Genomic DNA, 12275 nt, shown 5'->3' on the forward strand with positions numbered 1-12275 from the left:
GTGCGCTGGTGGCATGCGGTGACGCTTGATACCAATCATCAACGAGGACAGAGAGGATGGTCATCACATCAGACAATGGTATACTGGACATCGACGGAACTCCTTCTGATGGTGGGTAAGCACTTCCGTCGTTTTTTGTCAAGGAATACGTTCGTGATAACTCACATCAGACGTACTTCATAATTTACTTTCCCGTGGCACAGCATTTGCTTTTATACAACAGCAGATGACAGAATCAATGTGAATAACAAACCTAGGAGGAAATACCATGGAATTCTCAGTGATTGGCTTATTGCTTATGTTGTTGATCGCCGCAGTGTGTGGGGCCGCAGGCCAAGCAATTGCAGGCTATAGCATGGGCGGTTTGTTGGCCTCAATCGGGGTTGGCTTTATCGGCGCATTATTAGGCACGTGGATCGCAGGCAACACCGGTTTGCCAGAACTGTTGACGATTGACATCGAAGGCAAGCCATTCCCAATTATCTGGTCGATTATTGGCGCAACCTTGTTTGCCTTGTTGATTTCGTTTGTGCGCGCACCACGTCGCCGTCGTCGCGTCTAAACATTGTAGTAGCCAACTAAAACAAACAGCAAGCGTTCTGTCGTCATACGACAGGGCGCTTTTTTGATTCAAAGCAGAATGAGCGTTTGATTAACTTCAGCTGTGCAGCTGCCAATAGTAGCCAAACCGTTTGCTTTATGTCATGCCAAAAGTTGTCAAAAGCAGATGAGACCGCTATACTGCCGTATACGATATTTGCTGTGGATGCCGCAAATATCAGCTTTTCGGCGGAGGTTCTGGATGGCTGGCCCGTTGGTTTTGCAAGTTGGTGATTGTACGGTTGCTTGTTCCTACGCTTTGCCTCATCAGCGCGGCGATGCTTTGCTTCAAAGCCGCTTGCGCAGTATCTTTGGCGATGAAACGCTGGTTTGCAACGAAGGCCTCGATGGCGAAGCAACTGAGGATTTTCTCAAACGCTATGATCGAACGATGGCTCGCTATCCCGAAATCGATTTGATTATCGTGCGCTATGGCGTAAACGATCGCAAGCGCTACGGCATTGGGCCATTCGAAGCCAAGTTAATCGAGCTTTGCGATTTATTCGAGCGTGATTATCCGCAAGCTAACATCATGTTGGAAACCGGAATTTACGTCGATTATCCTGCGCACTATGCGTTCGATCGCAACTCCAAGCTTGAGCCTGTGTATCGCATGATTAGCAAGCTAGCGCGTCAGCGTGGCTATATAGTCGTCGATATTTTCGAGCGCATGAAACGCGAAACCCAACAAGGCAATTGGGATCTGCGGGCGCGCGGCTTTGGCTCGGTCGATGAGGATTTTCCGGTGTTGGGGCCAGCGCTTGATCATATTCATGGCCATGATGTGCGTTGGTTTACCAATATCCACCCAAATATTCAAGGCATCCAAACGATTGTTGATGAAGAAATCTCCGTAATTACCCAAACCTGGCCAACTGGTTTGCGGGCAATAGCGTGAGGAGTATTATGCAGCAGGTACCTTCGGCGCATGTGCGTCATCCAATGTGGCCCATTTATCTTTGTGTTGCAGTAACTGCGCTTGGCATTGGGATTATCAATCCGTTGATTCCGCATTTGCTTGAAGATAATGGCGCTGATGAATTTATCGTGGGCTTGAGCACCAGTGTGATGTTTGCCAGCCTTGTGCTGACCGGCATGCCGATTGGCCGCACGATTGATAAATTTGGCATTCGGCTCTTTTTGATTGTGGGATTAATTTCCTACACCGTTGCCATGCTGGCAATGCCTTGGACGAGTAGCATTCCGCTGTTTTTTATGTGGCGGATCTTCGAAGGGATTGGCTGGTCGTGTGTTTGGACTGCCGCCGAAACCTATGTGAGCCGCGTCAGTTCGCCCGAACAGCGGGGCCATAATACAGCGGTTTACGGCATGTCGCTGGCCAGTGGTACAGCGGCAGGCCCAATTATTGGCACGGCAGTTTTGCAATTAACCGGCAGCCATATCATGCCATTTTTTGTGGCGGTTGGCGCGGCTATTTTGGCCACCGTCATTGTTGTGTTGGTTGTGCCTGAGCCGCATGTGGCCCATACTGAGCATGAAAGCGGCGGCGTGAGCTTCAAAATCACCAGACCGTTGATCTTGCCCTTGGCAATTGCCTTCCTGTATGGCTATGGCACGTTATCGCTGGTTTCGTTGCTGCCAACCCTCAACTATAGTAATTGGGAGCTTGGTACGCTGATTTCGGTGACCGTGATTGCCAATATTGTGGCCCAAGTGCCAATTGGCCGTATGCTCGATCGCTATGGCTATCGGCCTTTGCTGATCGGCTCGTTATCGTTGCTTTCTGGCGCGGCGCTCTTTGCTACCTTGCACCCACCATTTTTGCTAACCCTCTTTTTGGGCATGTTGCTCGGCGCGTTTGCTGGCACGCTCTACCCAATTGGGCTAGCAGTGTTGGCGGCGCGGGTTCCACCAGCCAAGTTGGGCGGTGCTAGCGGGATGTTTACCGTCTGCTATGGCCTTGGCAGTTTTGTGGGGCCAGCATTAACCGGTGGCGTAATGGCTTGGGTTGGCGATAAACATAGCGATCAAGCGTTGTTTGGCACGATTGGTTGTTTGGTATTGGCACTCTTGGTCTTGATTATGACCGGGATTGATCGAATCAACGTTAAAGAGGAACATCCGGTGAGCGTTGCTTCGACCGGCATCAAACCACCAATGTAAATCGATAGGTTCTATGACGAAAGGCTGGCACGTTGCCAGCCTTTTGTTTTGCCTAAAAACATTGGTTAAACAAAAAACTCAGCACTGCTGCTGAGTTTTGTTGGCTGGCGGACCAGGATTCGAACCTAGATAAACAGTGCCAAAAACTGTTGTCCTACCTTTAGACGATCCGCCATCACCGAGTTATCTTCAACGTTTCCGTCGACATTGATAGTATAGCATAGACTGTTCTTTTTTGCAAATCCGACAAAAGTCGTAACTTGTAAACCAGCTCAGCGGGGCAAAACTCCTGCCAAATTGCTCATTCGGCCATGCCAAAAAACGCCAATCTGTGTATCTAGTGATTGCTATTGGCGCTTCAATCGGGGGTGGCTATGCGACAGTATTTCTGGTTCTGGCTGCTGTTAGGGTGGCTCTGGCCGCTACCAACTCAAGCCCAAAGCAATCCAGCGCAGGTTGTGCTCAACGAATTCTTGGCGATTCCTAGCACTGGCAGCGAGTTTGTCGAGCTGTATAATCCAACGTCAACGGCAATTGATCTCAGCGGCTGGGCGATTGATGATATGGAAGGTGGTAGCAGCCCCAAAATTTTGCCCGCCCCAACCATTCTTGCGCCCAATGCTTGGTTAGTCGTGTCGCTGAGCAATATGTTGAATAATAGCGGCGATCAGGTGCGCTTGCTCAATCCTGCTGGCAACGTGATCGACCAATATAGCTATTCAAATGCCAGTCTTGGCCTTTCGTGGAGCCGCATGCCCGATGGCACTGGCGCTTGGCAAGCATCCACTCAGCCAACCCCGGGTGCGGCGAATGCCAGCCAAAGCCCAGCTACAGCAACCCCAACCACCAGTGTTGAGCCAACCAGCACAAATTTACCAACCAACACTGCCACCGCCATCCCAAGCATAACCAGCACTGCAACCCCAATTCCAACCTTGGTTGCCTCGCCAACGCCTGTGCCAAGCGCAACGCCGCTGCCAAACCCAGAATTAATTCGGCTCAACGAATTTATGGCTGTGCCGAGTGCTGGCAAAGAATGGGTCGAGTTGTATAACGCTGGCGAGCACACGGTCAATTTGCATGGTTGGCAACTTGACGATGCCGCCGATGGAGCTAGCCCAATCCTGCTTGAAGCAAGCATGTTGCCTGCGAGTTGGCTTGTGATTTCGATGACCAATACTTATAACAATAGCGGCGATGAGCTACGCTTATTTGATTCAGCTGGGCGCTTGATCGATACGTTTAGCTATAGCGCCACCAACAGCAACCGCACGTGGGCCAGAGTTCCTGATGGCAACGGCGCTTGGCTCGCTAATCGTGCTCCAAGCCTTGGTCAAAGCAATCCGCTTGATGTTCCAGTTGCGCCAATCCAGGCCCGCATTTTAATCAACGAAGTTATGAGCCAACCAATTAGCGGGACTGATTGGATCGAACTCTATAATCTTGGCCCTGATGCGCTTGATCTCAAGGGTTGGAAAATTGACGATCAGCTTGCTGCTGGCGGCGCGGCGCATACAATTCAAAATTCAACAATTATTAGCCCAAGTTCATGGCTGCTGATTCCAGTTGGTACATTGTTGAATGCTGAGCTTGATAGTGTGCATTTAATCACCGATCAAGGCGTGGTAACTGATACCTTCGATTACGCTAGCAGCATGCTCGAACGCACATGGAGCCGCATGCCTGACGGCGCAACAACTTGGCAAGCAGCTTCGCGAGCTAGCCCTGCCATGGCCAATCGCCAAAATTCTAGCCCTGAACCAAACCAATTGCTGATCAACGAAGTTTTGGCTTGGCCGACAACTGGCGAGGAATTTGTCGAATTGTATAACGCTGGAGATACAGCAATTGATTTAAGTGGTTGGTGGCTTGATGATCAAGCGAATGCTGGTGGCACAGCGCTGCGTATTCCCGACGATACGATTATCGCGCCACACAGTTGGTATAGCATCTCCAGTAGTGGTTTGCTGAATGATAACGGTGATGTTGTGCGCTTACTCGATTATCGTTTGCAAGAATATGCGGTCTGGAACTATAGCTCGGCCTTGCAGGGTTTATCTGCTGGGCGCTGGCCCGATGGTGGCCTGAATTGGTACAGCGGCATGCGCGCCAGCCCCAATAATCGCAATCATGCCCTCGCTGCAATTCCCTCAGGCGTAGTGATTAATGAAATTTCGCCGCTTGGCCAAGAATGGATCGAGCTGTATTCGACGAATGCTGATGTGATTGATTTAACTGGTTGGGGCATGAGCGATAGTTCTGGCACAACATTGAGGTTTCCTGCCAAAACTACCATTCAGCAAGGCCAATTTTTTACCATAACCTTGAGTAATTTGCTCAATGACAGCGGCGATAGCGTGCAACTGGCCATGGCTGATGGCCGCATCGTTGATCAATTAAGCTATACCAAGCCTTTGGCTCATACGACATGGAGCCGGATTCCTGACGCTGGCAGTTGGCAGAATAATGCGCCAGCTACGCCAAATCAACCCAATCGTGCACCGCAACCAACCGCCGTACCAGCTACCAAAACGCCAAAGCCAACAGCGACCAAGAAACCAACCGTAACCCCAAGAGCAACCGCCAAACCGAAAGCGTCCAAGCCTAAAGCCACTACTCAGCCAACGCTGGTAGCAAATGCCAAATATCCTCAGCTTCAGATTAACGAAGTTGTGCCTGCGCCCCGAGCGATCGATTGGAATGCTGATGGTGAAAGCAATAGCAACGACGAATGGATTGAACTGTACAATCCAAATAGCTATCAGGTCGATTTAACGGGCTGGCAATTGGATGATCAGGCTGATGCTGGCTCGCGGCCTTGGCGTTTGCCCGCTGGAATGAGCATTGCGGCCAATGGCTATCTGGTAATTTTTGCCAGCCAAAGCAAATTAAGCCTCACCAACTCTGGCGAAGAGCTACGCTTGCTCCAGCCCAATGCAGTGGTTGCCGATTTGGTTAGCTATGCCAAATTGGATTATGACCATAGTTGGGGCCGCCACCCAAGCAGCCAACAATGGCAAAGCTTTGCCCAACCAAGCCCCAAACAAGCCAATAATTCAGCCCAAACCGACTCGGTTGCTACGAAAATCAGTTTGCGCGCCGCCCACCAAGCAGCAATTGATAGTCGGGTGTTGGTTGAAGGCGTGGTTAGTGCTGAACTTAATTTGTTTCGCCAACGTGCTTTCTATGTGCAAGATTCAACGGCAGGCATCTTGGTTTTTATCAGCAACAATGTCGCTTTGCCAAGCCTAAAACAAGGCATGATTGTGCAAATTCAGGCAACAGTTGGCAGCTATCATCAAGAGCCACAGCTGATTGTGGCAGCGGCTAACGATCTCAAAATCATCAAACAACAAGCAGATTTAGTCATTCACAGCCCAAATACGCTTGATCAAGCCTCACTTGGCCAGTTGGTAAAACTGAAATTGCGCTTCAAGCAACGCAACGCCGATAGTTTCGTGGTCGAGTTCGGCTCGCAACAGGTGCAATTGCGTTTGGCGCAAGGCCAAACATTGCCCCAACTGCCAAGCACAACCCAATTAACCGCAACTGGCATCGTTAGCCGCTACGATGCGGTTTGGCGTTTGCAAGTGCGCACTGTGGCCGATTTGGGCTTGCCGCAACGCTTGCCCGCGACCAGCCAACCAAACTTGCCCAAGCTCTGGGCTTTGGTGCTTGGCTTAATTGGGCTTGGCTGGCTGGTTCGCGGCTATGGATTCACTGGCGGAATAATTCCCAGACAAGGTGTTTTAGTTCAGGCAAAATTAACGATTCTAAGGCCAAGCGCACCGCGCCCGACGAACCAGGCATACAAAAAACCAAGGTTCGGCCAGCGATTCCGGCGGTTGCGCGTGAAAGCATGGCTCCAGCGCCAATGTCGTTGTAGGAGAGCATGCGGAAAATCTCGCCAAAACCAGGTAATTTTTTATCCAGCAATGGCTCAATTGCCTCGATTGTGGCATCGCGGCGGGCAATGCCAGTGCCGCCATTGGTTAATACTGCGTCGCAATCGCTGCGGGCAATGCATTGCTGCACAAACTCAGCCACCTGATCCGGTTCGTCGGGAATAATGCGATATTCGACGATTTCAAAGCCTGCGGCGGTTAATAATTCTTGGGCAAGCGCTCCGCTCTTATCGGTTTCGATACTGCGTGTATCGCTAATCGTAATAATTGCACAACGGACTAGCGCTTGATGTTGCGCTGCTGCCTCGGCATGATCTTCGTAGCCCATATGACCTCCTTCACTAAATTGGGCATTCTGCCTATCGTAGCGCATTTGCTCAAAGCTGGCTATAGGGTGATAATCAAGCCAAGTATGTCCAAGGAGTCGTCATGGATCAGATAGGTCGTCGAACATTAACGAGTTTATCGGTGGGCTTGGTTGCAATTGTGATTTTGCTGGTCGCAATTGGCCAACAGCCTACTGCCAGCCAAGGTTCTAGCAACCCTAGCAATCAACAACAAGTCAGTGGCATTTTATTTTTGCGCAACCCTTCGCAGCAAGCAGAGTTATGGCGTTCTGATGCGAATGGTCAGGGCCAACAATTGCTTGTGCCGCAAATTAGCGATTACAGCCTGAGCCCCGATGGACGCAAAATTGCTTATGCAACCCAAGCCGAAGCCCAACCAAGCAGGATCGAGATTTTCGATCTGACCCAAAATCAGGTGATTACCAGCACTGGCGCTGCCGATTGGACTGGCTATACGCCGAATTGGTCGCCTGCTGATAACGCGATTGTCTATGAACGGCGCACGATTGGCACTGGTGGCGTTGGTTCGCCCAAACTTTGGCTGATGCAGCCCGATGGGACTCAAGTTAGTCCGGTTGTCAAAGGCGGCGATGTGGTTACCTTTGGCGCACATTGGTCGAACGCTGGCCAGATGTTGGGTTTTACCGATCCGTTGCGCAACGAATTGGTGTTGTTTGATTTTAGTGATGTGCTACGGCGGATTCCATTTAGCGGCGATTTCGATTGGTCGCCTGATGATCAGCGTTTGGTTATTAGTGTGCTGCGTGAAACCCAAGCTGGTTTTCGCAACGAGTTGGTGTTGTTTGATTTGGCGAGTGAGCAGCAAACGCCTTTGGCCAGCCAACCTGATACCGATGACTTTACGCCAAGTTGGTCGCCTGATGGTAAGCAAATCGCGTTTGTGCGGCGGACTCGTGAAGTACCACGCGGCGAGATTTGGGTGGTGAATGCTGATGGTAGCGATCCACGGGCTATAACCGCTGGTGGTGGCTACGATAATGTCGATCCTCAATGGACACCAGATAGCCAACAATTGCTTTGGACGCGCTTAACCATTGGTTCGGCCAATGTGCCTTCGGCCATTTGGACGGCTAATCTGGCCGATAATGCGGAGCCACGGGTGTTGATTGAAAATGCCACCCAAGCTCGTTGGATAGTTGAGTAAACAGATGCAAACAACAATTCATTTTCTCTCTGCCGACGGCAGCACCTTGTTGGAAGGCAAATGGTTGGCTCCAGCCCAACACCCTGAACGAGTTGCGGTGTTGGCGCATCACTTCCCGCCAATGTCGAATATGGATCAGCGGGCGATTTTTGCCACCTTCAAAGTGCTGCGCGACCGTGGTTGGGGCGTTTTGCGCTACAACTCGCGTGGCGTTGGCCAGAGTCAAGGCGAATTTAGCGGCGGCCAAGGCGAAGATCTCGATTTGCAAGCAGCCTTGGCCGAAGCGCGCCAACGCGCTCCCCAAGCCCAAATCTGCCTCATTGGCTGGTCGTTTGGTGCACAATTGGTGCTGCGGGTGATGGCCAATGATGCGGCGATTTGGGCAACCGTGGCAGTTACACCCAACCCAATTGGCTTACAGGAAAGTGCCCAAGGCCAGCATGGGCCGCTCTTGGCAATTGTGGCCGAGCGCGATCAATTTTTCGACTTGATTGAAACTCGCACAGCCTTTGAACAAGCCACTGAGCCAAAAACCTGGCATTTGCTCAAATGGGCTGACCATTATTATCTGACGCGTGAGGATGAAGTGGCACAATTGACGGTGGATTGGCTCGAACAGGCGGTTAAATAACAACAGGGAGCAATACCGCTCCCTGTGATTCATCAAACTTAGGCTAATTTGCGCCAGCGTTCAACATAGGGGCTACGCTCGATCCAGAGTGCGCCAGCCCAGACGATGCCGAGCAGAATTGCCGCAATCGGCATCGTCGTCGTATAGGGAATCTCTGGCATCAAGGTATAGCGATCGCTAATCCATGCGCCTGCATAGAAGGCAAATAAGGTTCCAAAGGCGGCAACAAAGGGATTAATCCGATAGGTAATGCCAATATCGATTGCCAAGGCCGTGCCAATAATAAATAATGGCACAAACGATGGTGGGAACTCAATGCCGCGCAAAATGTAGAACGACACCACCCGATACAGCAAATACGTACCGGCAACCAAGGTTGCTGTCCAGCGTCCGCGCATAATCAGGCGGGCGGCCAAGAGCACCAAAACTACCGACGTGATCAGCCACAGCGGGTAGAGCCACGTGGGCACTGGAATCGCAAAACGCTCTGGATTGGCTCCTGCTTCTAACATCAATTCGGCATCAGCGTAGGGCTTGCCAAGGCGCATGGCTTCGATTGCGGTTACACCATATTCTTGCTGACCCAAGGGGAACAAGAAATCTTCGAGCAAAAAGGCCCAAAAACCAAGCCCAAAGACCGTTTTGATGCGACTATCGGGGGTTAAAAGCAACCAACCACGCAACACACCCAAGAGCATCACCGCCGTGCCTAGGTACAGCAAGGCGTGGGTTGGGCTCCAACTGGTAATATCAAGCCCAAACAAACGGTGGTTGATCAAATCTAAGGGAATTGCAATTAGGAAGATCGAAATCCCCGCCTGCATGAGCCGCAAGGTTAGCCGATCGACTCCATAGCCTGTCCAGGTATGGAACATGACAAGTAACACGACGATGACCGTGCCAACCGTATTAATCATATGCGGTGGCGCTAAATCGTCGCGCAAAAATCGGAAGTGCCAAGCCACATCCCAGCCCGAACCCATCAATTTGAGCACAAATGCAAACAACCAAATACCGTAGATGGTGTGCAGCGCCCGCGTATTTGTCGGGCGTAGTGGTTGCCCTGGTGAACTGTACGTTTGCCAAAGCGGCATCACATAGCGGTCAAGATACTGGCGCATACGTGCAACCCTTTCTGAATTAAAACGTGTTGAAGTTCTCTCTGATCGACGTTTACCACGGTGGGGTTGTTGCAGTTTCAACAACCTAACTTTCGATGCTGATTGGAATTAAACGTTGATTGGCACATTCTATGGATGCCATCAATCCTTGTCAATCCCTTGCAACGCAAGGTGTCATGAATTGCGTTCATAATCGTTGCTTTAGTTTCATGGCACGCCATCTGCAATATTGCTAGCTAGAAATCCTAGTTTGAAGGAGCATGCGTACAATGGATAAACGCTTAAAAACCCCAACTGATTTAGATTCTAAAGCAACTGGCCCAGTAATTGAAGCACTCAATCGCAGTTTGGCCAATTCGTTTGCTTTATACATGAAATACAAAAATTTTCACTGGCATTTGACTGGTCGCCATTTTCGCGATTTACATTTGATGTTCGATGAGCATGCCAACCAGATTTTTGCCACGACCGATATTTTGGCCGAACGCGCTCGCCGCATTGGTGGCACGTCGCTGCGCTCAATTGGCCATATCAGCGAGCTGCAAACGATCGACGATAATAATGCTGAGTTTGTTGAGCCAGCCAATATGCTGACCGAGCTGGTGAGCGATAATCAAACTTTGGTTAAAAACTTGCGCAAAGCCCACGATGTTGCCGATGAAGCCAACGATGTGGCCACCGCCAGCGAGCTTGAACCAATGATTGACCAAGCAGAAAATCGAGTTTGGTTTCTATTTGAACTTTCTCAGGAAACCAAAGGTTAAGTAAGCGAGCGAAGACATAACAGATGTCACATCAAGAATGGGCTGGGGCTATTTCCCCCGACCCATTTTGATTTAACGCCAATGTTTGGCCAGCGCGAGATACATTTTAAATTCATACCAACCCATCACCAAGGCTAAAAGCATGCCCAATAAGCCATCGCGATAGCCGCCCCAGGTGACATAACGCCGCCAAATTGCCCGCAATGGTTGCAAAAGATAATTTTGGGGCTTGACCCGCACGCCATTGCGATAGAGCGTGGCGGCCTCTGCTTGGGCATAACGCTGCTGTTTTTCGCGCAATTCGGCCCACGATTCAATATTAATATGCTCAAGATGTTGGGTTAACTGGCCTTCGCTGCCCGCCAAAATAACCAATTCATGGACCAAGCGGCTGGGATCGTACTGGGCTTTACTGCGTTGCAGCAAGCGTAATTGCCGGTCGGGATACCAACCGCCGCCGCGCAAGGCCCGCCCCCAATAACGGTTGAAGCGCGGAATCCAATAGCCAGCGTGGCTTGGTTGGCTTGGCAACAGCTGGCGAATTTCGTGCTGTAAACTGGGAGTTACGCGCTCGTCAGCATCCAAAAATAGCACCCACTGGCCCTCGCATTCAGCCAAGGCCCGATTTCGCTGGGCTGGAAACGATTCAAACGGCGCATCGATCACGCGTGCGCCAGCTTGGGTGCAAATCTCGGCGGTGCGGTCGCTGGTACGTGGGTCGAGCAAGACCACAATTTCATCGGCTAAATTGGCGATTGAGGCCAACGCTGCCCCAATGTGGCGTTGCTCGTCGCGAGCAATAATGGCAACAGATAACAACATATTAACGTGGCTGCTTCTTTCGAATCAAAAAGGCAATTGTGACAATGAAGGATAGGGCTGCGCTGGCTGTCATCATGATCAAACCTATGCCAGCTTGATCAATTTCGTCGCTGACTGCTGCGCCAATTAATAATAGCCCAGTAATGCCAAAAACAAATAAACTTGGCACAATATTCAAACCAGCCCAAAGATTGCGCCGTTTGATATAGGCCATAATGCTGAGCACCAAACTTATCACTGCTCCGGTTGGAATGCCATAAATAAACAAGCCCGCGCCTTCGCTCATCACATCTTCAGCATATTGTGGGTCGATCATCTTAAACAAGCTAATGCCCGTGCCACTGAGCACAATTAACGGCAAAAACATGCCAATCAATATGCCCAAGGCACTGAGAATCATCAAGATTGCTGGAATGCTGCCATTGGCTGCGGGAATCGCGCCATAACCAGTGTGATTGGGTACAGCATAGCCTTGGGCATAATTTGGTTGTTGGGGTTGGCCATAGTTCTGCGGTTGGCTATAACCTTGTTGTGGGTAAGGATTGGGTTGGGCTGGCGGGCCATAATTGGCTGCTGACGGACCATATTGTTGCGGCATTTGGCCATAATTGGCTGCTGGTGGCACTTGGCTTGGATTGATTGCTTGGGTTTTATCGACCGGATTCGACATTGGCGGCAGATTGGACAAGACCTGCGTTTTATCCATGGCCGCTGGCTGGGTAATTGTTGCGCCGCACGAAGGGCAAAACTTACTGTTATCGGCGATGGTGGCTGAACATTGCAAACATTGCATTGC

10 protein-coding genes, 1 tRNA gene and 1 pseudogene are annotated in these 12275 nt (G+C 50.6%); 7 read left to right on the top strand and 5 right to left on the bottom strand.

What is annotated here, in order from left to right; translation table 11 throughout:
- Positions 1 to 268 precede the first annotated feature (268 nt).
- The 3 genes from C5S61_RS14155 (at position 269) to C5S61_RS14165 (ending at position 2724) form a co-directional block, all read left to right on the top strand.
- Positions 269 to 562, top strand: coding sequence for a GlsB/YeaQ/YmgE family stress response membrane protein (locus C5S61_RS14155; RefSeq protein WP_110515697.1), 294 nt, complete (start codon positions 269 to 271; stop codon positions 560 to 562).
- 240 nt (positions 563 to 802) lie between these two features.
- A complete protein-coding gene (locus C5S61_RS14160; RefSeq protein ID WP_164689485.1) occupies positions 803 to 1498 on the top strand; it encodes an SGNH/GDSL hydrolase family protein in 696 nt (231 codons plus the stop codon).
- A gap of 8 nt (positions 1499 to 1506) precedes the next feature.
- Positions 1507 to 2724, top strand: coding sequence for an MFS transporter (locus C5S61_RS14165; protein ID WP_110515699.1), 1218 nt, complete (start codon positions 1507 to 1509; stop codon positions 2722 to 2724).
- Positions 2725 to 2825: 101 nt separating this feature from the next.
- On the opposite strand, the gene C5S61_RS14170 is transcribed toward C5S61_RS14165, so the two are convergent.
- A tRNA-Gln gene (locus C5S61_RS14170) sits at positions 2826 to 2899 on the bottom strand.
- Positions 2900 to 3098: 199 nt separating this feature from the next.
- Between C5S61_RS14170 and C5S61_RS14175 the strand changes: the two are divergent.
- Positions 3099 to 5678, top strand: a pseudogene (locus tag C5S61_RS14175) (lamin tail domain-containing protein); the annotation flags it as partial.
- A 763-nt stretch (positions 5679 to 6441) separates the two neighbouring features.
- On the opposite strand, the gene C5S61_RS27310 reads toward C5S61_RS14175, so the two are convergent.
- Entirely contained in the window at positions 6442 to 6957 is a 516-nt protein-coding gene (locus tag C5S61_RS27310) for a MogA/MoaB family molybdenum cofactor biosynthesis protein (protein WP_110515701.1), read from the bottom strand.
- A 101-nt stretch (positions 6958 to 7058) separates the two neighbouring features.
- Here C5S61_RS27310 and C5S61_RS14185 point away from each other — a divergent pair, with 101 nt between their 5' ends.
- On the top strand, positions 7059 to 8141 hold the full coding sequence (locus tag C5S61_RS14185; RefSeq protein WP_110515702.1) for a DPP IV N-terminal domain-containing protein: 1083 nt from the start codon (positions 7059 to 7061) through the stop codon (positions 8139 to 8141).
- A gap of 4 nt (positions 8142 to 8145) precedes the next feature.
- A complete protein-coding gene (locus C5S61_RS14190) occupies positions 8146 to 8772 on the top strand; it encodes an alpha/beta hydrolase (RefSeq protein WP_110515703.1) in 627 nt (208 codons plus the stop codon).
- A gap of 38 nt (positions 8773 to 8810) precedes the next feature.
- Here C5S61_RS14190 and C5S61_RS14195 read toward each other — a convergent pair whose 3' ends face one another.
- Positions 8811 to 9893: a hypothetical protein gene (locus tag C5S61_RS14195; RefSeq protein WP_110515704.1), complete on the bottom strand. Its 1083-nt coding sequence runs from the start codon at positions 9891 to 9893 to the stop codon at positions 8811 to 8813.
- Between the two features lie 269 nt (positions 9894 to 10162).
- Here C5S61_RS14195 and C5S61_RS14200 point away from each other — a divergent pair, with 269 nt between their 5' ends.
- On the top strand, positions 10163 to 10657 hold the full coding sequence (locus C5S61_RS14200) for a Dps family protein (protein WP_083469986.1): 495 nt from the start codon (positions 10163 to 10165) through the stop codon (positions 10655 to 10657).
- 72 nt (positions 10658 to 10729) lie between these two features.
- Here C5S61_RS14200 and C5S61_RS14205 read toward each other — a convergent pair whose 3' ends face one another.
- The gene (locus C5S61_RS14205; RefSeq protein WP_110515705.1) at positions 10730 to 11479 is read right to left on the bottom strand and encodes a glycosyltransferase family 2 protein; all 750 of its coding nucleotides are present in this window, start codon (positions 11477 to 11479) and stop codon (positions 10730 to 10732) included.
- Position 11480: 1 nt separating this feature from the next.
- Complete coding sequence (locus C5S61_RS14210; RefSeq protein ID WP_110515706.1) at positions 11481 to 12272, bottom strand: zinc ribbon domain-containing protein; 792 nt, start codon at positions 12270 to 12272, stop codon at positions 11481 to 11483.
- Positions 12273 to 12275: the final 3 nt, after the last annotated feature.

This window comes from Herpetosiphon llansteffanensis (assembly GCF_003205875.1).
In the GTDB taxonomy this organism is placed as follows: domain Bacteria; phylum Chloroflexota; class Chloroflexia; order Chloroflexales; family Herpetosiphonaceae; genus Herpetosiphon; species Herpetosiphon llansteffanensis.